A 20,618-nucleotide genomic window follows, 5' to 3' on the forward strand; every position below is an offset into this window, starting at 1 on the left:
GAGCAGGGTTCGCAGAAGTCGCAGGCGCATGGCCGTCACCTTGAAGTGCTCTCCCGGTCGAAGCCAGGAGATTCCTGCTTACCTCGCGGTAGCGGGCTTGACGCGCTTCGCGCGCCTGACGACTGCCCTCCCGGCAGCCGGGACGAGCACGACGCCCATCCGGTAGAGGTGCAGATCAGCTCGCGGCGATATCCCGGTGGACGACCTTGGCGACGCCCTCGATGGTCGCGATGCCGTAGTTCCAGGTGCTGTTGCCCTGGCTGAGCACCGTGATCATGTAGTCGTGGCCGCCACCCTTGAACGTGCCGACGCTGTGCACCCGCCAGCCGTTCGTGGCGCGTTCCAGCCAGCCGTTCTTGACGTGCACGGAGACACCCGCGGGCGCGCCCTTGGGGGTGCCCCAGCGCTGGGAGGAGATGACCGCACCCATCAACTGCTGTATGTAGGCACGGGAGTTGTCGGTCAGTACCGTGTTGGTGATGGTGGTGAGCGCCAGGAGCTTCTGCTCGTCACGGGCGGTGATCTGGGTGAGACCCCAGTAGCCGTTCGTGCCGGGCCTGGTCTGGGTCATACCGGCCGCCGCGACGAAGTTCCTGATCTTCGTCAGGCCCAGCTGGTTCCACAGCTTCGTGGTCGAGGCGTTGTCCGACTTGGTGATCATGGCCTTGGCGAGACTCTTCTCGGTGGCCGTCAGGGCACGGTTGGTCTTCTGGGCGTCCCAGAGCAGGGTCGCCAGGACGGTCACCTTGACGACGCTGGCGGAGTCGTAGGCCGTCTGCGCCCGGTACACACAGGTCGTCTTGGTGGACCGGTCGAAGACGCCGACGCTGATGGAACCCCGGCGCCCGGAGAGCGCGGTGGTGATGTCCCGCTTCAGCTTGGTGGCGAGGGCGGGCTTGGCGGACGTACAACTGACGGCCGCCGCAGCCGCGTTGGCCGGTGTGGCGGTGGCCACGAGCGACAGCACGGTGGCGGCGCAGACGGCGGCGCCCCCAAGTATGCGGGCGCGCGCGGATCTGGATATGTGGTGAGTCATGGAGGTTCCCCATCCCCGTGAACGGCGTCAACGCGCCCCCGGCACGCTGGTCTCTCTCTGACCACGCGTGGATACGAATGGTTGTACGTCAAGTCGCACTGTTTTTCGGACTTTTCTTGCGGACTTTTCGTGGGGACTTCTCCGGGAGGCTTCGCTCGGGGCTGCTGGGGGCTGCACTCGGGGGCTTCTCCTGGGGGCTTCTCCTGGGGAAAGCCCGCACCGCGCGTAACGCGCTGTTGCCCTGATTCACAGCTGGCCCCCAGCCACGCCACAGCGCGCACCCACCCCGCGTCCGGACGATTCGACGGTGACCTCTGCCACCGACCCACACCCCCACGCCCCGGAGACCCCCGTCGCCGCCGATCCCGCGGCACCCGTGGCTCCACCGGCCCCCAGCGCGTCGGACTCGCCCGAGAAGGCGCCGCGCTGGTCGCTCCCCGCGCTGCTCGCGATCATGCTGCTGGCCGGGGTCCTGTACTCCTGGAACCTCTCCTCCTCCGGCCTCAACAGCTTCTACAGCGCGGCCGTACTGAGCGGCACGCAGAGCTGGAAGGCGTGGTTCTTCGGCTCGCTCGACGCGGGGAACTTCCTCACCGTCGACAAGCCGCCCTTCGTCCTCATGGTGATGGGCCTGTCCTGCCGCGTGTTCGGCTACGGCACCTGGCAGATGATGGCGCCGCTCATCGCGTCCGCGCTCGGCACCATCTGGATCCTGCACTCCTCCGTGAAGCGGGTGTTCGGGCACGCGGCGGCCACCGTGGCCGCGCTGGTGCTGGCGCTCACCCCGATCACCGTGGCCATCAACCGCGACAACAACCCCGACACGCTGCTGGTCTGCCTGATGGTGGCGGGCGCGGCTCTCGCCCTGCGCGCCACCCGCGACGGCAGGCTGCTGCCGCTGCTCGGCTCGGCGGTGTGCTTCGGGCTCGCGTTCAACACGAAGATGCTCCAGGGCTACATCGCCCTGCCCGCCGTCTTCGCGGTCTACCTGTACGCGGCCGACCTGGGCCTGGTGAAGCGGCTCGTGAACCTGCTGCTCGCCGGCGTCGCGCTCGCGGTCTCCAGCTTCTGGTGGGCGACGGCCGTGTCCCTCGTACCGGCCGACGAACGCCCGTACATCGGCGGCTCGACCGACGGCAGCGCCTGGAACCTGATCATGGGCTACAACGGCCTCGGCCGTGTCCTCGGCGGCGAGGGCAACGGCGGGGGCGGCGGAGGCGGAGGCGGCGGCTTCTCCGGGACCGCCGGTATCGGCCGAATGTTCAACGAGATCCTCGGCGGCCAGATCTCCTGGCTCATCCCCTTCGCGAGCATCGCGCTGGTCGGCGGCCTGGTGCTGGTCGGCCGAGCCCCGCGTACGGACGCGACCCGGGCCGCGCTGCTGATGTGGGGCGGCTGGACGCTGCTCCACTACCTCACCTTCGCCATGGCCGAGGGCACGATGCACCCGTACTACACGACCGCCCTCGCGCCCGGCGTCGCGGCGCTCTGCGGTGGCGGCGGAGTGCTCCTGCTGCGCGCGTTCCGCACCGACAAGCGGTGGGTGTGGGTGCTCCCGCTGGCCCTCGGTGTCACCGGCGTCTGGTCGGTCGTGCTGCTGCGCCGTACGTCCGACTGGAACGCGTGGCTGTGGCCGACGATCGCCGTGGTCATGGCACTGGCGATCACCGGTCTGCTGGTCTTCCGCACCGGGCGCCGTATGCGGTTGCTGGCCGCCTCGGTGGTGGCGGCGATCGTCGCGTCGATGGCGGGACCGGCCGCGTACGCGCTGGCGGAGACCTCCGCGACGGGCGGTGGCATGGGCGGCACGAACCCGACGGCCGGCCCTTCGACGGGCGGCGGAATGGGCGGCCCCGGCGGCGGCGGTCGCGCGGGCGGCGGCTTCCCCGGCGGCAGCGGCGGCCCGGGCCGGCAACAGGGCGGTCAGCAGCAGGGTGGTCAGATGGGTACGCCGCCCAGTGGCGGTATGCCCAGCGGAGCACCTGGCGGCACCGGCCAGGCGGACGGCGGCACGGGTACGCCCCCGAGCGGCACCGGCGGCACGAACGCCGAGGCCGGCGGTCAGCAGCTGGGCGGGCAGCCCGGCGGCACGGGCGGCGGGGGTATGGGCGGTGGCGGCGGCATGGGTGGCGGCGCCGACAGCCAGCTGATCACGTACCTGAAGAAGCACAAGGACGGCGCCAAGTGGCTGCTGGCGGTGTCCAATTCACAGGGTGCGGCGCAGCTGATCGTGAGCAGCGGCGAGCCGGTGATCTCCATGTGGGGCTGGACCGGCACCGACAAGGCGATGACCCTGGCCAAGCTCAAGGAGCTGGTGAAGAAGGGCGAGTTGCACTACATCCAGCTCGGCGGCGGCATGGGCGGCGGAGGCGGCATGGGCGGCGCCGACCTCAGCTCGGAGGTCACGGCCTGGGTGCAGAAGAACGGTACGGCGGTCAAGGAGAGCGAGTACAGCAGTAGCAGCGGCAGCGCTACGACGGGGGCCGGCAGCACGCAGTCCACGTCGTCCACGTCGTCGATCTACCGGCTGGACGCGTCGGACGTGAGCTGAACCCGACCGACACAGACCGAACCCGGCTGAACCCCGAGTGGCCCCTTACCGCGACGCCGGTAAGGGGCCACTCCCGTGTCCACGGGGGCTCTACGCGCGTCAAATCACGGCGAAATCACCCGAGTTGCCGGTTCAAGTCACCCAACGGACACACGCAGTTCATTGCCTGAAACGCATGTCCATGTCACGCTCCCGGATGTCTCCCCCATTCGACACGCGTAGAACGGACACCCCCGATGCCCGCGACGCAGATACGCACCCTCCGCTGGAAGACGGTGGCACTCGCCACGTCGACCGTCCTGGCCGCCCTCGCCATCCCCACGATGACCGCCACCCCGGCGGGCGCGACGACGACGGCGTACGACTCCACGTACTACAAGAACGCGATCGGCAAGACCGGCACGAGCCTCAAGTCCTCGCTGCACACGATCATCAGCAGCCAGACGAAGATCTCGTACTCCGCCGTCTGGAACGCGCTGATGGCCACCGACCAGGACCCGAACAACAGCAACAACGTGATCCTGCTGTACAGCGGTGTCTCACGCGCCAAGTCCCTCAACGGCGGCGACGTCGGCGACTGGAACCGCGAGCACGTGTGGGCCAAGTCCCACGGCGACTTCGGCGAGGCGACCGGCCCCGGCACGGACCTGCACCACCTGCGTCCGGCGGATGTCCAGGTCAACAGCATCCGTGGCAACCTGGACTTCGACAACGGCGGCAGCGCCGTCACCAACGGCGGCGGCAGCACCGTCGACTCGGACTCCTTCGCGCCGCGCGCCGCGGACCGGGGCGACGTGGCCCGCATGATCCTCTACATGGCCGTGCGCTACGAGGGCGACGACGGTTGGGCCGACCTGGAGCCCAACGAGAAGGTCGGCAACGGCTCCAACCCCTACATGGGCAAGCTCTCCGTACTCAAGGCCTGGAGCGAGGCGGACCCGCCCAGCGCCTTCGAGGAGAAGCGCAACCAGGTCATCTACGACACCTACCAGCACAACCGCAACCCGTTCATCGACCACCCCGAGTGGGTCGAGGCGATCTGGTAGCAGTTCCTTCTCACTCCGAGTTCATGCTGAACGCCCCGTGATCCACGGGGCGTTCAGTGCGTCACCGGCCGGTACCGGCTATTCGCGGTAGAGGTTCTCGGCGATGGCCAGGAAGAGGTGGAGATTCGTGACGCCGCCGGCCGGGACGGTGAACCAGGGGCTGGACGTGCCGTACTTCATGACGTGGACCGCGCCTCCCTTCACCTGGATCCCATGGACCTCGGACCACGGAAGAGGTTTCTTCCCACGGATGACCACGCCCGTGCGCGAGACCGTGAAAGAACCGAAGTCGGCCGTCCCGCCCTCAAGCACCGAGTCCAGGACCGCCTGCCCCTGGGCCCGGAGTATCGCTTCCTGCAGCAACGGCCCCCACGTCTCGGGTCTCTCGTAGAACTCCGTGATCTCCGTGCCGCCGAAGCTCGGGGCGGATATGGAGTAGACGTACTTGGTGGGGGTGGGGATGCCGTTGACGATCAGTTGGGTGATGTCCTGGTACAGCTTCGCGGAATCCCAGCGGATGGCGGTCATACCGTCCCCCAACTGCGGTTGCACGATCATGCCGTGCTCGAACAGGTGGAGACGCTTGGAGGCCTGCTTCCGGCTGAAGTTCGGGAAGCGGCGCAGCCACCAGAAGCACACCAGCCCGGGAACCAGGAAGAACGCCGAAGCCACGAAAAGCATGTTGAGGTAGACGAGGAACATCAGTGTGCCGAGCCGCTTGGGCGCGAAAGAGCCCTCAAGCGCGCCGAGTTGGTGACGGGCGGCGAGTGCCGCGACCTCGGGTGAGGGCGGCTGGAGCGTCTGTGTGGTCATGAGCCTCTGCTTCGCGTAGGGGTACTGCGGGTAGGTTCCGGGATGGCTTCGGGTGGCGTCGGCGCGGGCAGGTGCCGGCGATCGGGCTACCCCCGTGTCCGGGCGATGAGTTCGGCGAGCAGTCGTGTACGGGGGACCATCGCCGCGATGCGCACATGCTCGGTGTCCGCGTGGGCGCCGCTGCCGACGCCGCCGATACCGTCCAGCGTCGGGCAGCCGACGGCCGCCGTGTAGTTGCCGTCCGAGGCACCGCCGACGGCGACCCCGCGCAGCGGTTCCTGGCCCAGCTCCGACGCGATACGGGAGGCCAGGGCGAACAGTCCGGCGGAGGAACCGGGTTCCATGGGCGGCCGTTGCCTGCCGCCCAGCACGGTCAGCCGGGCGCCGGGTGTCCGGGCGGTGAGCCCCCGCATGAGTTCGTCCGTGCGATCCTGCGCCGCCACGGTCGGCGCACGTACGTCCACCGAGATCCTCGCCTGCGCGGGCACGGTGTTGAGCGTGCTGCCGGCCGACATCAGGGTGGGCGTGATGGTGAGGCCCCCGAGGGCGGGCGAAGTCCCGCTGGAATCAACGGGGTTGCCGGTGACACCAGGGCTGCCGGTGTCACCGGCCGACGACGCACCGAGTCCGGCGATGGCCAGTACCTGGTGAGCGGCCTCGACCGCCGCGTTGACGCCCCGGTGCGGTTCCAGCCCGGCATGGGCGGCCTTGCCGTGCACGACGACCTCGTAGCGGGAGGTGCCCTTGCGGGCGGTCTTGAGCGCGCCCGTCCCGTCTGCGGACGCCTCCAGCACAAAGGCCGCGGCGAGACCCCGCGCGGACTCCTCGATCAACTCCCGAGAGGTCGGGGAGCCGACCTCCTCGTCCCCGGTGACCAGCACGCATACACCCTCCGGCGACGGCAGGGAGGCCAGCGCGTGGAACATCTGCACCAGCCCCGCCTTCATGTCCAGGACCCCCGGCCCCCGGGCGATCCCGTCGGCCACCGACCAGGGATGGCTTTCCAGCGAACCCCCGGGCCACACCGTGTCGTGATGCCCCACCAGCAGCACACGCGGGGTACCGAAGTTCCACCGCAGATGGGTCACCCCGCCGACCACGATCGTCTCCGGCACCACACCCAGCAGCCTCGCGCCGAGCGCCCCGACCACCTCGGCACTCCGGGCCACGGCGGCGTGGTCGGCGGAGAAGGACTCGCAGAGCACGAGTTCCTCAAGATCGGCAAGCATCGCGGACAGAGCGATCACACTTCCCCCTCGGATGGCGAATCGGCGACGTGATGAGACGTTATGAGGGGGCATGACATTCCACCAGCGACTAGATTGCATGGAAGCCATGCACCCAAGGAATGTGTACGAGGAGGGGAAGGGAACGTGTTCGAGACCGACGCGCTACGTCTGCTGGTGACCGTCGCCGACACCGGGTCGTTCACCGGCGCCGCGGTCCGGCTCAACTACACGCAGTCCGCGGTGTCCCGGCGGATCGCCACCCTCGAACAACAGGCAGGCGGCCCCCTCTTCGAACGGCTCCCCCGGGGCGTACGCCTGAACCCCGCCGGCCGCGCGCTGCACCGGCACGCCGTGGACGTACTGGAACGTCTGTCGCGGGCGGAGCAGGAGCTGACCGTGATCCACGCGGGCCACGGCGGGATGCTCCGCGTGGGCGCCTTCGCGACGGCCAACATCTCGCTGGTTCCGGCAGCCCTGCGGGAGTTCAGGCGGGCGAGGCCGGACGTCGAGATCGTCGCGGTCGAAGGCCGGAGCGCCGCGCTGATGGAGCAGCTCGCGCAGGGCTCACTCGACCTGGCCGTGGTCAGCGACTACCCCTCCGGCCTCCCCACGGCCGACGGCATCACCACAGCCGCACTACGGGAGGACGAACTGCTCGTCGCCCTGCACCGCGAACACCCGCTGGCAGCAGCGGAGTCGATCGACCTGCGCGACCTGCGCGACGAGGCCTGGCTCCAGGACACGTACGGCGACCGCCCCACCATGCTCGCCGACGCCTGCGCCCGGGCCGGCTTCAGCCCACGCAAAATCATCAGGATCGCGGAGTGGACAGGCAAGTTCGGCTACGTCGCCGCAGGCCTGGGAGTTGCCCTCGTCCCGTCACTGGCCATCTGGGCGCTCCCGGCCGAACTCGCCCTGTGCCGCGTCGCCGACCCGGCGCTGCGCCGCACGGTGCACATGGCGTTGCCTGCCACACCGCTGCCGGCGGCCCTGAAACTCGGGGAGTTGCTGCGGGGCGCCACGGCCTGAACCGTCTCCCAGGGCAGGAACGACAGGGCGACCCTCTCGGCCGGAAGGGACGGGCAGGCGTTTAATCGGATGTGCGTGCGCCGCGGAGTTGTTAGGTTCGCCGTGTGCCGAAGCTGAATCAGATCATCGCAGTCGAAAAGGGCGTCAAGTCCAAGGCTCTCCAGGAGCTCACCCAGGCCCACCAGGACGTGCAGAAGCCCGCCCTGCTGGCCGGCATCTCCCGGACCTACCAGCCCAAGGACGAGGAGGGCGAGCAACTGCCGCCCGAGTCCACGCGAGTGCAGATCAAGGCCGAGGACGCTCTGCGGGCGACCGCCGGGACGCTGACGCGGCTCTTCGACGTGACCGCGACGAAGGACTGGGCGAACCGGTCCGCGGTCGCGGACGTGGTGGTCGACGGTACAGTGCTGTTGCCCCAGGTGCCCGTCCCGTACCTGCTGTTCCTGGAGAAGCAACTCACCGACCTGCACACCTTCGTGCGCAAGCTGCCGGTGCTCGACGCTTCCGAGTCGTGGAACCTGGACCCCTCGACTGACTCGTGGAAGACGGACCCGGTGCGGACCATCCGCACGAAGAAGGTTCCGCGCAACCACGTGAAGGCCGAGGCCACGGAGAAGCACCCGGCGCAGGTCGAGGTGTACTACGAGGACGTCCCGGTCGGTTACTGGACCACGGTGAAGTTCTCCGGCGCGCTGCCCGCCCGGCGGGTCAACGAGCTTCTCGACCGCGTCGAGAAGCTCCAGCAGTCCGTCAAGTTCGCCCGCGAGGAGGCGAACAACACCGAGGTCACCGACCAGCGGGTCGGCGACGCGGTATTCGGCTACCTCTTCCGGTAGCCCCCACATACGCCCTCCGTCGCGAGCGGAGGGTGCGCGATGAGCGCAAGCTGAAACTGATGTTGAAGCTGATCAAGGGGTGTCAGTTGGGGGTTCGAATCCCTCTCCCCGCACCACGTGCGGGGGTGGCCCAAGCCTGGCAGAGGCGGCCCCATGAAACTCAGATTCTCGCTCCAGTCTCAGTATTCGCCGCCGAACACCGGATCGACCGAGCGTGGGCGAACATCGACGGATGGGGGTTCAAGTCCCCTCGGCGCCTCTCTCGTGGCGCTGTAGTTCAAAGGCAGAACACGTCGATCTCAATATGACCCGCGGCTCTTAAACGCCGTCGGTGTGCGCAAATGGGTGGCAAGCTGGAGCCCGGGAGCTGGACATGCTCCCGGGCTCCGTCACGTTGTGGTCCGAAGTGGGCCTCAACGGGGTCGACCCAGGACGCGTAGGCGGGACCTGACTGTCAGACCTGCTGGCCTGCTAGACCTTCTGCAGCCGCAGTTGCATCTGGCAGCCGCCGGAGCGCCCGTCCGTGTCGATGCCGATGGTCACCGGGCTGCCCTTGAACGCCGTGTGATTCTGGTCCGAGGGCAGGGAGTTCACGCACTGGCTGCCGTCGCCGTCCGCGAAGTACCTCACCTCAAGGATGACGTCGGAGCGACCCGAGACGCTGAAGGTGAGGTTGCAGAAGCCCGGCCTGCCGTCGGTGTCGACCCGGACCTGGGGCCCGAAGGTCCTGAACCGCTGGATCGGCATCTGATACGTGCCCGGGTTTCCGCACTGTCCCGCGTCGCCACCGGCACTGGCCTGGAAGCTGTAGGCGACGGACACGCCCGAGAGCGTGTTGTCCGGGTCGAAGATGCCGAAGGCCAACTGACAGCCGCCCGAGCGGTTGTCGGTGTCGAACCGGATCGCCTTGGTGAAGTCAGGATCGCGGCCCCACTGCTGCCCCGCCAGCCCGCCGCACTGCCCGGCATCGCCGTCCGGGTTGAACCGGATACCGATCTCCGCCGGGACAGCGGCCGCGGTGCTCTCCGCTGCCTGCGCCGTCGAACCGGCCAGACCGGCGATGAGCGCGCCGGCGGCAAGGACACCGGAGAGCGCTCTCAGGCGTGAATTCCTCATACTGTTTCCCCTCCCAGGGCATCGTGGGCACACGTCGGCCACGAAGTGGCGTGAGTGAACGCGATGACCGCGTGAACCTCGGCGGCGCCTGGTCAGTGGCGCCGCGTTTCCCGCGTTGCGTTGCGTGGCATCGCGGTCCAGCACGCGGCAAGAGCCCCCTGTTGCTGCGCGGACTCAGTATGAGCGACCCGAGGCCAAGGCCACACTGTCAGTAATGGGCCAACCTGCGGAGCGTGAGCATCGAACGGGCCAAACCGGTCGCCCGGTACGACCATCGCTCGACGTATGGGCAGCTCAGGACCCACAGGTGATGCACGGGTGATGCACAGTCAACTTCCGCCCACCGGAGCCATATTCATCCGGCACAGTCCATCGACCGCCCCGAACGGGCAGGGGAAAGGGCTTGCATTGATCTTGACGATCCAACCCGGCCACCCCATCGCCCAGTTGACCGCGATCGAGTCCAACTCCCTTCAAAGGAGCGGGTGTTACTCCCCCATGGGCTGCACGCGCTCGAGCCGACGGGCTCGCCCACTCCCGTCCCGCTTGTCAGAAGCCGAAGGAGTTGTGCGGTTCGGGATCGCTCCGGAACATCCGGGCCAGCCGCCCGATCGCACCGTCGGCGTGCGGGGTGATGCGGCCGGCGTACGCCAGGTCGTGTGCCGACATGCCGCCGAAGTAGAGCGAACTGAGCGCCGGGACCGTGATGGTCAGGTCTGGCGGCTGCTCGGTCGGAACACATGTCGCTGAGTCGCCGTCCGCCCGTAGGCACCATGTCCGGTTGTTCGCCGGGCACATCCGGTCGCCGTCGACGGTGAACCGCAGCTCGCCGGCGGTCTCGTACGAGCGTTGCGTCAGGGCGCGAGGGACGTCGAGCAGGCGTGCCCACAGGTTGTCCGACTGGCGGGTCACGCGCATCGCCCGTGGGTTCGTGAGCATCCACCGCAGGGGTTCGTCGCGCGGACGGCCGGGCGCCACGATGGTCTTGGTGAGGTCGAAGTCGATCAGCAGACCCCACAAGGCGCGGTAGGCAACAGGATCGGCCGCCTCAAGGGCCTCCACGACAAGGGTTCCCGCGTGGCCCGCTGTCGAGGACCAGGGCAGTCGGAAGTTGGCGACGCCGTCCACAGCGCCGCGCTGGTCACGGTGGACGAGATACCGCAACGGTCCGTTGGTGCCGACCGCGTCGTCGGAAAGCCCGTCCCAACGCCCGGGGAGGGCGGTGAGCTCACCGACGCGGGACGCACGCACGGCCGCGTGCACTACAGGCCAGGCCTGCTTCGCCTGCGCGGCCCCGACCAGCTCCAGCGACCCGGGATCCGTCTCCGCCGGAAGAAGGGCGGCTTCGTGACGAGCCAGCTCCCACCGGACGCGATAGGTCGCCGGTGAGAACCCGTACCGCCCGTAGATGCTGCCTTCACTCGCGCTGAGCATCGCCAACGGCTCGCCCCGGGCCAAGGCTGATTCGAACATGGCCTGCATCATCTGCCGCAGGTATCCGCGTCGGCGGTGGGTCGCGATCACCCCGGTGGCAGTGACGCCGGCCATCCTGACCGTGCCGCCGCCGGGGACCGTCACCCCGAACGAGATGGTGGCCGATGCGCCGACGCACGTGCCGTCGACGAACGTCGCGATGGGGTGAAAAGACTCGTCCTTGACGTCAGCCTCCGCCCACCGATCGAGCTGCTCCGCGGTCGCGGGGGTGCGCGGCGGCGGCCACGGCTCGGCACCCCCGTGCCACGCGGCATCCGCCGGCTCCCAGTGCGGCAGCCCGTTCGCGAACGGCAATGCCCGGTAGTACGCAGTCATCTCGTCCGGTCGCGGTGCACGAACCTGGGTCACCATGCCGGACATTGCATCCGCCGGCCTCCCCGACCGGCAAGCGAATATCGGCCCACGAGGAACGGGAACTCATCAGCGGGCATGGAGGAGCAGTCTGTCAATCCCCTCGATTTGTGGAGACCTTCCTATGCAGCCAGTTCCTCGGTGAGGCTGGCCTGATAGCTATGTTCGTAGTCGATCGGGCTCTCGAAGCCACACACGCTGTGTAGCCGACGGCTGTTGTAGAAGTCGGTGATCCAGGTCGCGATCCGGATCCGGGCCTCGGTGCGTGTGGCGAAGGTGTGTCGGTGGACGTACTCGACCTTCAGCACGCTGTTGAATGCCTCGCTGACGGCGTTGTCGAAGCACGAGCCGACCCGGCCCATGGACTGGAAGACGCCCAGCCGGCGGCAGGCTCGGCGGAACCTCCGAGAGCCGTACTCGCTGCCGCGGTCCGTGTGGAAAATGACGCCGCGCACGTCCCCGCCGCGGGTCGCCACGGCCATGTGCAGGGCGGCCACCACCAGTTCGGCATCGTGACGGGCACCCATCGCATACCCGAGCAGGCGGCGGGAGAACAGGTCGATGACCGTGGCCAGGTAGAGCTTGCCCTCGCCGGTCCCGATCTCCGTCATGTCCCCGCACCAGACCAGGTCGGGTGCCTCGGCGGTGAAGTCCCGCCGTACGAAGTCCGGGGCGGCCGGCCGCTTGCCCGGCCGGGTCAGCCCCCGCCGTCTGCACACCTTCCGTGCGACCAGGCCGAGCTCGGCCATGATCTTCGCGATGGTGTTCACCGAGACCCGCCAGCCCTGCCTCACCAGCCTGATCCAGATCTTCGGCGAGCCGTAGGTGCCGCCGGAAGTGTCGAACTCCTCCTCCACCGCTTCGATCAGGTGCTGTCTGCGCAGCTCACGCCGGGTAGGTCGGCGGATGCGGTGCTTGTAGAACCCCGACTCGCTCACGCCCAGGGCGCGGCAGGAGACGCGGTGCGAAATGCCGTGCTCGGTCCTGAAGTCGCTGATCACCCCGACGACGGACGCCGGGTCCGCCACGGCTACTTCACCCACAGGACCATGCAGCGTTTGAGGACATCACGCTCCATGCCCAGCTCCTTGTTGTCCCGCCTGAGCTGGGCATTCTCCCGTCGCAACCGCTCCAACTCGTCGCTCCCGCCAGCCGGTACGGTCCCTGCCCGACGGGCGCGGGAGACCCAGCTCGCCAGGGTGGCCTCGTTGATCCCCAGATCCTCGGCGACCTCCGCGATCGTTTTGCCGGTCTCCGTGACGATCCGTACGGCCCCCTCACGGAACTCCGGATCGAACTTCCGTCGCTTCTCCGCCATGACTCCCAACTTCCCCTGCAGTCAGGGTCTTCACGCTACGAGGGGAGGGACAGTCAGCGGTGCAACATCCCCTGCCCTGTCTGCCCTCGGCGGACATCCCTGATGAGAACGTGACCCGGCCCGGGCGGCTCCGGGCAGTTGGGGCCATGCAGGTCGAGATCCTCAAGATCCGTGGGGAGCACGAAGTGCGGCCCGACGTATGCCGGGTCGAAGGTATAGCTCACCCGCGTGCCGCTGCCTTCCGGCGGACGAAACTCTTGAGGTACCGCAAGGGGCCGGATACCGCCGAGATCCTGGCACCACCCGCGCCCCGCGCACCACATCTCGACAGTCACCCGACGGCAAAGTACGGCAGCAGCCGCCAACTGCCACCACTCAGGTCCCAGGAGCGAGTCGAAGTAACCCGAGGCGGGAACACCGGAGACTCCCCACGCGTGTGGCTGATCCATGGACACCGTGAAGCTGCTGTCGCTGGTGATCTCGATGAGACAACGCAACGTGTGGTCCTTGGCGACGCTCGCCGCTGGATGGAGCGCGTGCCGCGCCACCGCGCAAAGCACCTTGGCCGGCAGCTTCGGATTCCCGAGCCCCACCCCGAAGTACATGCCCGGCCTCTTACGCACGGCAACATCGAACTCCAGCACCTCGATGTCAGCCGCGTCATACGAATACTCCGCCACGACCCACACGCTAACGACCTGGCAGGCTCATCTGAAGGTGTAGGGGGAAGGCGGAATCTCCTCGGAGCAACGGTTGAACTCGACCTGCGCGCCGTCGAGTTCACCCCAGCACGAGCCACACACCGCACCTGTCAGCTACTCAGCGGTACGAACCCGGAATCCACCCCGCCAACAAACAGGACCCACGCCGCTGCACCAACCCCGACGACAGCCCGTACCCGGAACGATTCCGCCAGCGACACGAAGTCCGGGCGGGCGAGGTCCGTGCCTGTCGGCTCCCCGTACGCGTCGGTCATGTACTCGCGCAGGAATTGCCGCAGCCGCCGTTGTCCACGCTCAGCCAAGTGACGGAATCGACCAATCTGCGCGACATGCGCGACATGCGCGTTCCGTCTCGACCAGCTACGTTCACGGTGGTTCAGGCAGGACCGCGGCTTGCTTCCCGTCCACGCGTCAACTGTCGATGAAGGCAGGTGAACGCCCCCCGAACGTGCGAACCGACGGGAGGGGGACAGACCGTGGGTGAGTGGAAGCAGGAAGAGTGCGGGTGGCCGACGGCGGCTGGCGGTCGTTGTCAGACAAGACACAGAAGGACACGGCGCGTTGCTACCTCCACCCGGTGGACTGGACGAAGCGCGGCCAGTCCGAGCCGAAGAAGCGTGCGAGCAAGCACCGTAAGAAATGATCCGAGCGCGGTCCAGGACCTCTGGGCAGTTTTGGGAGGGGGGTGGTGTCGAAGCTTCACGAACTCCCGGACCAACGCGGCTCGGGGACCTCTTCTGAGCCACCCCCCTTGGTCGCGCGCTCTCCTTGCCGAGACAGCAGACCGACCCAATGCTCCGCAGCCTACGGGCAGCCGCTGACAACGCCGTGCACCACAAGCGCACCAGAAAGAGCGGGGAGTCCCGGAGAAAGCGAGCCAACCGTTTTCCCAGCTCAGCGCCCTAACTGTCTCCAAAATGGCTCAGCTTCCCAGGTTGAGGGCGCGAGGCGCTCGCCATCCATGTCGGGACGGCATCCATGTGCGACACACGCGTACCGCCTGGGTCCCCGCTGCTGGCTGCATGCCGCGCAGTGGCGACAAGTTGGTCACAGATATGCAAACCTTCAGCTCGGCAGCTTCAGCCGCTATGAGATGTCACTTCCGGCTGTCACACGATGTCCGAGTTGTCGAGCCGCGCCCCTGAAACTGCTACTCCGCGAAGGAACTGCCAACATGACCCAGCTCGGAGCAGTGGTCCTGACCAAGACCTCGCCTACGGTCTCGCTGGACAAGCATGGTGTGACTTCGGGGCTGATCCGGGTAAACCTGAACTGGACCTCACCCCGGGCGGCGGCAGAGCGGGAAGCCCAGGAGGTAGGCGGTGGCTGGTTCCGAAGGATGCGCGCTTCCTTGCGGGCGAGCGCAGCCAAGGACGTGGATCTCGATCTCGGCTGCATGATCAGATGCAGCGATGGCAGCAAGACCGTGGTGCAGGCTCTCGGCAACGCATTCGGCGCATTGGATCGTTTCCCCTACGTCGCATTGGACGCGGACGATCGGACCGGCGCCCGAGCCGCAGGCGAGAACCTTGCGATCAATCTCGACCACCAAGCTGAGTTCTCAAAGCTCCTGCTCTTTGTCTACATCTACGGCGGCTCCGGGGACTTCCGCGGGCTCGACGCCGTAGTGACCCTGACATCTGATCGCGGCGACCGCTTTGAGGTGCGCCTCGACGAGTGCCCGCCACATGGCCACGCGTGCGCGATCGCCTTGATCAAGCGCCACAAAGGGGATCTCGTCGTAGGACGCGAGGTGAAGTGGTTTACTCCGCAGGACGGGCCTGCCATCCAGGACGTGATCTCGCGAGCCTATCGACTCGGCATGAAATGGACACCCGGACGGAAGTAACCCAGCGACAGTACGGCCATCTGCGACGACTTGCGCCCGTCTCATTTTCCGTCTGATTCGGCCGCGTCCACGGCCGTTCACGCGAGTCCCGGAGCCGTTCGGACACCGGCGGCCGGCCATGGACCAAGGTGAACGTCCCCGAACCATGCCCAACGCTCCAGCATCACAGTCGGAAAGCGTGTTGGTGATGCCGGGTCGCGAGCGCGGCGCACAGCAGCATGCCGAGAACACAGTCTGACGCGCGTGACGGACTTGGCTCGTCAGATGTAGGCCCAGCGCCATGCGTTCGAGCTGTTCGTGCACTTGATCTTCGCGCCTCCCGCAGTGGTAGTGATGGCGCCGTGGTCGCTGTTCCGGCAGAACTGTCCCGCCGAGTAGCAGTTTCCTGCGTTGGAGACGATTGAGCATGTACCGGTGCTGTCCTGGCCGCTGCTACTCCCCCTGTCACTGTCAGCAGCCTTGGCGGTGGCGGTCTTGGTGACTGTGACCGTGGGGCCGGGCTTCGCCTCGGCTTTGACGGACTCGGTGACGGTCTCTGTGACAGTCGGGCCGGGCTCAGCCGCAGTTGTGGCCGTGACGGTCGCGGTGATGGTCGTCGCCGGTTTGACCTTGGCCTCGACAGGCGGCTGCCCGCCGTCCCCGATTGAGCCGATGAGCGTGCCCGCGATCAACAGGGTCGTGCCGCCGATCCACACGAGCACGCGCTTGTGGAGCGGACGGGCGTCGGGTGGGCGAGGCGTCGGCGGGACAGGGGTGGCGTACGGGTTGGCCATCTCGACCCCCAGGGGATTTCGCGTGGAGTGACCGTAGTGCCGTTCAGAGCTACGTGCGCAAAGCGTCCAGAAGGGGGGGGTCATTCTATGGCCTGCACCTGATCAGCGCTCCATCACAGGATGGTGACCGCCGGGTCGCACCAATCTTGGTGAGTGCTTGAGGCCCCTCGGCCGGAGATCGGCGAGGGAGTTCTTCGGAGCAGTGCTGTAGAGCAACGAACCAGATCGGTACGGAAGAACGGCGCCGCGGAATGCGGGGTGCCGTCGGCTTCGGCGACCGACTGTTCACCTCCCCCGGGTCATCTCGTCAGGGCTACGAACCCCTGTGCGCGACCCGCTCCACCCCGGCGAGGAACGTCGGCCAGGCCGCAGCCCCGACAGTGACGACACAACCAGACATATTCTTCGAGTCACGGATGTCGATACCAGTCGCACTGCGACGTGCTTCCACGCATTCGCCGTTCTGCTGGCTGTAGCTGCTCTTGAACCACTCGGATGCAAGCGACGACGGCATCTGCTCTCTTCCTTAGACGCGGACCAACCCCCTAGCCGCCCGCATGATGGCCGACTCTGACTCCAACGGACTCAACGCTGTGGCCCGGACATGGTCGAAGACACTGTTGTAGTGCGTCGTGTCCTCGGCCGATTCCAGGTACGCGTGACTCGTGAAGTTCTCCAGGAGAACCACTTCCAACTCCGCTGGAGCCGGAAAGCTGTAGAGCAAGAAGGGAAGCATCCCGCCCTTACAGGCTCCTGCTTCGAAGGGTAGTACCTGCACAGTTACGTTCGGAAGCTGTGCCAACTCGGCCAGGTGCAGCAGTTGATCGCGCAGCACGTCAACGCCGCCGATGCACTGCCGCAGCGCTGCCTCCCCCAGGACCATCCACACGTCCAGAGGACCCGGGTCCTGACGGGTCAACGCCTTCTGCCGCTCAAGCCGAATCTTGACCTTGGCCTTCTGTCCATCGGTCAGCGGGCCGGCCAGTCCTCCCCGAATGACTGAGATCGCATACGCCTCGGTCTGGAACAGGCCGGGGACGATGCTGGGCTGAAATCCACGACACCGGGAGACGTCCTCCTCAAGACCGATCAAGTCCAGGAAATCACGCGGAAGTTGATCCTCCAACGCCCGCCACCACCGCTGCCGACGCGCCTCCCTCGCCAACGAGAGCCATCCCTCGCGTTCAGCGGGGTCACCGATCCCATAGAGATCGAGGAGCACTCTCAAGTCGAGTTGCCGGATGCCGCTGCGCCCCGACTCGATCCGGCTGACCTTCGCGGCGTGACAGCTCAAATGTTCCGCAGCATCTTCGAGCAGCAACCCTTGCTTTTCCCGCAGCCGCCGCAGGTTTGCACCCAACACACGGCGCCGCACCGTCGGATGCTGTTCAACCGCCATTCCTGACCCCTTGGTCGCGAGCTGTGAGGCACCCACAGTAGCCAGTCATGACACACGGTGCACTGAACCCTGAGTGTTTCACTTGCACTACTGCAGAAATGCACCTCAAGCTACGGAGAGCGAGGCGACGAACACGCATCGCACTTGAGGAAGTAAGGGACCCCCATGCCCAAAACCACCCCCAACTCCCCCGCCACCGAAGCCGCCTGGCAGCTCCCCCACACCCCGCGCAGCACCCCCCGCGCCCGCGAACTGCTCCGCACCCAGCTCGCCGACTGGAAGATCGACGCCGAAGTGGCCGAAACGGCCGAGCTGTTGCTGTCGGAGCTGTTCACCAACTCGCTCCGGCACGCCTCGACCCCGCGAGGCCGCGAGATCGGCGTCCGGTTCGCCACGTACGACGGACGCCTGCGCGTGGAGGTCTCAGACGCGAACAACCATCGACCCGTGCCCCGACAAGCGAGCCCCGAGGACGAAGGAGGCCGCGGCCTCACCCTCGTGCAGGCCCTCGCGGAACGCTGGGGCTGCTGCCCCCGTCTGCACGGCATCGGAAAGGCGACGTGGGCGGAGCCGGCACTGCCGGACCCGATGGCCGAAACACCATCGGCACCATACGCATCGTCGGCACCCTCGCCATTGCAGCCGCACTCCGCGCCAACTCCCGCGACCCAAAACACCCGCTCACACATTCGACCTCAAGTGTCCACGGACCGAGCATCACGCGACCTTGCCGAAGTTCCGCCTGCGCCAGGACCCGCTTGCGCACAGCGATATCTGGAGGCCGACTGTCAGTCCCCTGTGCTTTGATCCATTCGACCCGGCGTGGACACGTCACACATATGGGATAGGTCTGCGCTGTTCCGACCGATCGCAGGGGGTACAACTTGATACCGATACCAAGCTTGAGACCTAGAACGCTGCTGGCCGTGGGAGCGGTCACGCTGGGGCTGCTGGGCAGCTGTCTGAGCGGCGTGCAGGCGGCGGACGATCCCGGAACGACTCCGGGCACCTCGCTGACCACGGATGTGGCTGCCGCCGATCCGGCCGCTGATGAACCGTCATCGGTATCGGAGGCCCCCGACGATGACCCGGAGGCCGCGCCTTCAGCAGAGGACATGGCCCTGGGCGTCGCAGGCACGGTCAACGAGCCGACGGCTGCGGCAACCACCGCGGACGGCCAGCCCGACACGCGGGAGGCCAGTCCGGAGGCCGTGTGCGAAGACCGGGTGAGGGCTGCGGCCGAGACACCCGGTGCGCAGTACACGGCATGTGTGTCGCCTCTGAAACCAGCGGGCGAGATCAGTGCCGAGGAACTGGCCGCGCTGTCGCGAAGCGACGCGTCTGCCGACACGTCTGCCAGTGAGTCAGCCGCCCTGGCCTCCGTGCCGGACGCCGGAGAAGCTGCTCAGAAAGCCTCGCCTCAGGAGACCTCGGAAGACTCCGCGTCGGAGTCTGCACCGGCGGTCGAGTCGGACGCGTCCGCCGCGGCAGCCGGGCGCTCACCGTGGAAGGAACCGAAGTGGTGCCGCGCCAAGGGCGTGGACTCTACGTGGTACATCGAACGCCTCCGCGGCTGCGGCATCTGGCGCAGTGAGGTCAACGCGATCGACGTGCGCACGGGCCGAAATATCGGCGGCATCAGGTACATGATCATCGGGTACTCCTTCACGGCCCGCGACTCGAAGACGTGGGCATACCAGGTTCAACTGCTGGAGGTGTCCCGCTGGGGGCGGGCGGTGAGCGGTACCAGGGTGTCCGGGAGTGCCTCCTGCACGGGCAAGTGCAAGGTCACTGACGGCGACTTCCCCTCGCAGGCGATCACCTCGCGGGCCGACCCCTACGGACAGTTCTTCATGACCACCACCATCAACACGGCTGCCGCCAAGCAGCGGGGAACCGGCAGGAGCATCGCGTCCTGGCGGTTCAGCAACCCCGAATGGATCGCACCATCGGAGACCACGAAACTGCACACCGTGGAAGTGCGCTGTGACAACGCCCTGCCCGGTGCTCCCCGACAGGTGGGCTGCGTGAAACTTCGTGCTGTGCCGGTGATCAGCTACAGCCTGACAGGGCCGTGGCCGGAGATCGCCGACCACATCAGGGACGCCCAGGCCACCGGACTTCCGGGCAAGTACGGTACGGGGGAATACCTGACGCGGCTCACGGACCGTTCGAAGAGCACTCAGAACCGGGACAAGGCGTGCCCGACGAGCCTGCCTCGCCCGCAGGGCAAGTCCTGCGACGAGTACCCCTTCGCGAGCACATGGCAGGGTGCCAAGTACAGCGGCGGCCCGTTCAGCCGCCGTATGGTCAACGCCCGTCAGAACACCGATGCGGGCCGCGCACTCAAAGGCTTCTACACCTACAGCCGCGTCCTCGAAGGGGACCGGTTCCTGGTATGGATCAGGTAGCCCAGGCGGATGAGACCGGAAGACAAGACCCGTGAATGAGTCAGCACGTACAACCACAGCCCTGGTACACGCCGAGTACCACCTCTTCCAGATCGCGGACCAGCAAGGGCCCTTGGCCGACGATCTCGACGCCACCCACAACGGACTCGTGTCCGCAGCCGGCGGCGCCATCGAGGTGACCACTGGGATCCACACCGGCAACGTCCGAGTCACGGTCGAACCCCACTCCCAGCGGCCCGACCCTGCTCCGGGCTGGGAAGAGATCGCAGAGATCTCATGTCACTCCCCCTCCGGGGAAGTCCTGGTGACACCCCTCATGGACGACCCCGCGGATCTGCCCTCTCTGGCATCACAGGGCCCGGGCCGATACCGACTGCGCGTCCATGCGCGAGGCAGGGACAGCGCCGTCGACCAGACAACGGTGGACGACGTCCTGGAGTCCTACCTGATCCAAAGCTGGCCCGCCCCACACCAGGACGCGCTCCTGGTGCAGGCGACCGACGCCTACGGAGCCCAGGTACGGGCCCAGCCGGCCGACGACACCATCGTCATCGACCACGAGGACTCACTCGACACCCAGACCGGACGGGAACGCGACATCCTGCGCCGAGCCGAACGCCGCGACCACTCCTGAGCCACGACCGC

General features: G+C 67.3%; 20 protein-coding genes and 1 pseudogene. 9 read left to right on the forward strand and 12 right to left on the reverse strand.

Features of this window, described 5'->3' with window-relative positions; all coding sequences use genetic code 11:
• Positions 1–175 precede the first annotated feature (175 nt).
• Positions 176–1,036 carry a serine hydrolase gene (locus tag STRTUCAR8_RS14885; protein WP_006376615.1) on the reverse strand — a complete coding sequence of 287 codons (861 nt, stop codon included), beginning with the start codon at positions 1,034–1,036 and terminating at the stop codon, positions 176–178.
• Between the two features lie 307 nt (positions 1,037–1,343).
• On the opposite strand from STRTUCAR8_RS14885, the gene STRTUCAR8_RS14890 reads away from it, so the two are divergent.
• Both STRTUCAR8_RS14890 and STRTUCAR8_RS14895 read left to right on the forward strand, forming a co-directional pair.
• Positions 1,344–3,587, forward strand: coding sequence for an ArnT family glycosyltransferase (locus STRTUCAR8_RS14890; protein ID WP_006376613.1), 2,244 nt, complete (start codon positions 1,344–1,346; stop codon positions 3,585–3,587).
• A 236-nt stretch (positions 3,588–3,823) separates the two neighbouring features.
• Positions 3,824–4,633, forward strand: coding sequence for an endonuclease I family protein (locus STRTUCAR8_RS14895; protein ID WP_006376605.1), 810 nt, complete (start codon positions 3,824–3,826; stop codon positions 4,631–4,633).
• Between the two features lie 78 nt (positions 4,634–4,711).
• Here STRTUCAR8_RS14895 and STRTUCAR8_RS14900 read toward each other — a convergent pair whose 3' ends face one another.
• Both STRTUCAR8_RS14900 and STRTUCAR8_RS14905 read right to left on the reverse strand, forming a co-directional pair.
• The gene (locus tag STRTUCAR8_RS14900) at positions 4,712–5,446 is read right to left on the reverse strand and encodes a DUF6585 family protein (RefSeq protein ID WP_006376625.1); all 735 of its coding nucleotides are present in this window, start codon (positions 5,444–5,446) and stop codon (positions 4,712–4,714) included.
• 86 nt (positions 5,447–5,532) lie between these two features.
• Positions 5,533–6,675 carry a M20 family metallopeptidase gene (locus tag STRTUCAR8_RS14905; RefSeq protein WP_044472238.1) on the reverse strand — a complete coding sequence of 381 codons (1,143 nt, stop codon included), beginning with the start codon at positions 6,673–6,675 and terminating at the stop codon, positions 5,533–5,535.
• Positions 6,676–6,819: 144 nt separating this feature from the next.
• On the opposite strand from STRTUCAR8_RS14905, the gene STRTUCAR8_RS14910 reads away from it, so the two are divergent.
• Both STRTUCAR8_RS14910 and STRTUCAR8_RS14915 read left to right on the forward strand, forming a co-directional pair.
• Entirely contained in the window at positions 6,820–7,704 is an 885-nt protein-coding gene (locus STRTUCAR8_RS14910) for a LysR family transcriptional regulator (protein WP_006376606.1), read from the forward strand.
• Between the two features lie 104 nt (positions 7,705–7,808).
• Positions 7,809–8,540: a DUF7873 family protein gene (locus STRTUCAR8_RS14915; RefSeq protein ID WP_006376607.1), complete on the forward strand. Its 732-nt coding sequence runs from the start codon at positions 7,809–7,811 to the stop codon at positions 8,538–8,540.
• A gap of 471 nt (positions 8,541–9,011) precedes the next feature.
• Here the strand turns inward: STRTUCAR8_RS14915 and STRTUCAR8_RS14920 are convergent, their stop codons facing one another.
• From STRTUCAR8_RS14920 to STRTUCAR8_RS51695, 6 genes and pseudogenes are all read right to left on the reverse strand, one after another.
• Positions 9,012–9,656, reverse strand: a complete 645-nt coding sequence (locus tag STRTUCAR8_RS14920) for a hypothetical protein (RefSeq protein WP_006376594.1) — start codon at positions 9,654–9,656, stop codon at positions 9,012–9,014.
• A gap of 549 nt (positions 9,657–10,205) precedes the next feature.
• Complete coding sequence (locus STRTUCAR8_RS14925) at positions 10,206–11,501, reverse strand: GNAT family N-acetyltransferase (protein WP_044472239.1); 1,296 nt, start codon at positions 11,499–11,501, stop codon at positions 10,206–10,208.
• Between the two features lie 122 nt (positions 11,502–11,623).
• Entirely contained in the window at positions 11,624–12,529 is a 906-nt protein-coding gene (locus STRTUCAR8_RS14930) for an IS3 family transposase (protein ID WP_006376601.1), read from the reverse strand.
• A gap of 2 nt (positions 12,530–12,531) precedes the next feature.
• Positions 12,532–12,819 carry a transposase gene (locus tag STRTUCAR8_RS14935; RefSeq protein ID WP_006375510.1) on the reverse strand — a complete coding sequence of 96 codons (288 nt, stop codon included), beginning with the start codon at positions 12,817–12,819 and terminating at the stop codon, positions 12,532–12,534.
• A gap of 53 nt (positions 12,820–12,872) precedes the next feature.
• Positions 12,873–13,499: a hypothetical protein gene (locus STRTUCAR8_RS14940; protein ID WP_234372593.1), complete on the reverse strand. Its 627-nt coding sequence runs from the start codon at positions 13,497–13,499 to the stop codon at positions 12,873–12,875.
• Positions 13,500–13,705: 206 nt separating this feature from the next.
• Positions 13,706–13,848: pseudogene (locus STRTUCAR8_RS51695) on the reverse strand (thiamine pyrophosphate-dependent enzyme); the annotation flags it as partial.
• A gap of 177 nt (positions 13,849–14,025) precedes the next feature.
• On the opposite strand from STRTUCAR8_RS51695, the gene STRTUCAR8_RS52510 reads away from it, so the two are divergent.
• Positions 14,026–14,184: a hypothetical protein gene (locus STRTUCAR8_RS52510; protein ID WP_158697400.1), complete on the forward strand. Its 159-nt coding sequence runs from the start codon at positions 14,026–14,028 to the stop codon at positions 14,182–14,184.
• Positions 14,185–14,715: 531 nt separating this feature from the next.
• Positions 14,716–15,390: a hypothetical protein gene (locus tag STRTUCAR8_RS14945; protein ID WP_006376618.1), complete on the forward strand. Its 675-nt coding sequence runs from the start codon at positions 14,716–14,718 to the stop codon at positions 15,388–15,390.
• 260 nt (positions 15,391–15,650) lie between these two features.
• Here STRTUCAR8_RS14945 and STRTUCAR8_RS14950 read toward each other — a convergent pair whose 3' ends face one another.
• The 3 genes from STRTUCAR8_RS14950 to STRTUCAR8_RS14955 form a co-directional block, all read right to left on the reverse strand.
• Positions 15,651–16,163 carry a hypothetical protein gene (locus tag STRTUCAR8_RS14950; protein ID WP_006376617.1) on the reverse strand — a complete coding sequence of 171 codons (513 nt, stop codon included), beginning with the start codon at positions 16,161–16,163 and terminating at the stop codon, positions 15,651–15,653.
• Positions 16,164–16,476: 313 nt separating this feature from the next.
• A complete protein-coding gene (locus tag STRTUCAR8_RS49700; RefSeq protein ID WP_006376600.1) occupies positions 16,477–16,677 on the reverse strand; it encodes a DUF397 domain-containing protein in 201 nt (66 codons plus the stop codon).
• Positions 16,678–16,689: 12 nt separating this feature from the next.
• The gene (locus STRTUCAR8_RS14955) at positions 16,690–17,562 is read right to left on the reverse strand and encodes a helix-turn-helix domain-containing protein (RefSeq protein WP_044472234.1); all 873 of its coding nucleotides are present in this window, start codon (positions 17,560–17,562) and stop codon (positions 16,690–16,692) included.
• 165 nt (positions 17,563–17,727) lie between these two features.
• On the opposite strand from STRTUCAR8_RS14955, the gene STRTUCAR8_RS49705 reads away from it, so the two are divergent.
• The 3 genes from STRTUCAR8_RS49705 (at position 17,728) to STRTUCAR8_RS14965 (ending at position 20,607) form a co-directional block, all read left to right on the forward strand.
• On the forward strand, positions 17,728–18,369 hold the full coding sequence (locus tag STRTUCAR8_RS49705) for an ATP-binding protein (protein WP_006376602.1): 642 nt from the start codon (positions 17,728–17,730) through the stop codon (positions 18,367–18,369).
• Between the two features lie 95 nt (positions 18,370–18,464).
• Positions 18,465–19,973 carry a NucA/NucB deoxyribonuclease domain-containing protein gene (locus STRTUCAR8_RS54185; RefSeq protein WP_158697401.1) on the forward strand — a complete coding sequence of 503 codons (1,509 nt, stop codon included), beginning with the start codon at positions 18,465–18,467 and terminating at the stop codon, positions 19,971–19,973.
• A 31-nt stretch (positions 19,974–20,004) separates the two neighbouring features.
• Positions 20,005–20,607, forward strand: coding sequence for a hypothetical protein (locus STRTUCAR8_RS14965; protein ID WP_006376608.1), 603 nt, complete (start codon positions 20,005–20,007; stop codon positions 20,605–20,607).
• Positions 20,608–20,618 lie beyond the last annotated feature (11 nt).

Source organism: Streptomyces turgidiscabies Car8 (assembly GCF_000331005.1).
Lineage (GTDB): Bacteria > Actinomycetota > Actinomycetes > Streptomycetales > Streptomycetaceae > Streptomyces > Streptomyces turgidiscabies.

Coding starts and splice junctions, on each gene's coding strand:
- STRTUCAR8_RS14885 (WP_006376615.1), bottom strand. CDS start 1,036: ATGACTCACCACATATCCAGATCCGCGCGCGCCCGCATACTTGGGGGC.
- STRTUCAR8_RS14895 (WP_006376605.1), top strand. CDS start 3,824: ATGCCCGCGACGCAGATACGCACCCTCCGCTGGAAGACGGTGGCACTC.
- STRTUCAR8_RS14900 (WP_006376625.1), bottom strand. CDS start 5,446: ATGACCACACAGACGCTCCAGCCGCCCTCACCCGAGGTCGCGGCACTC.
- STRTUCAR8_RS14905 (WP_044472238.1), bottom strand. CDS start 6,675: ATGCTTGCCGATCTTGAGGAACTCGTGCTCTGCGAGTCCTTCTCCGCC.
- STRTUCAR8_RS14920 (WP_006376594.1), bottom strand. CDS start 9,656: ATGAGGAATTCACGCCTGAGAGCGCTCTCCGGTGTCCTTGCCGCCGGC.
- STRTUCAR8_RS14925 (WP_044472239.1), bottom strand. CDS start 11,501: ATGGTGACCCAGGTTCGTGCACCGCGACCGGACGAGATGACTGCGTAC.
- STRTUCAR8_RS14935 (WP_006375510.1), bottom strand. CDS start 12,819: ATGGCGGAGAAGCGACGGAAGTTCGATCCGGAGTTCCGTGAGGGGGCC.
- STRTUCAR8_RS14945 (WP_006376618.1), top strand. CDS start 14,716: ATGACCCAGCTCGGAGCAGTGGTCCTGACCAAGACCTCGCCTACGGTC.
- STRTUCAR8_RS14950 (WP_006376617.1), bottom strand. CDS start 16,163: ATGGCCAACCCGTACGCCACCCCTGTCCCGCCGACGCCTCGCCCACCC.
- STRTUCAR8_RS49700 (WP_006376600.1), bottom strand. CDS start 16,677: ATGCCGTCGTCGCTTGCATCCGAGTGGTTCAAGAGCAGCTACAGCCAG.
- STRTUCAR8_RS14955 (WP_044472234.1), bottom strand. CDS start 17,562: ATGGCGGTTGAACAGCATCCGACGGTGCGGCGCCGTGTGTTGGGTGCA.
- STRTUCAR8_RS49705 (WP_006376602.1), top strand. CDS start 17,728: ATGCCCAAAACCACCCCCAACTCCCCCGCCACCGAAGCCGCCTGGCAG.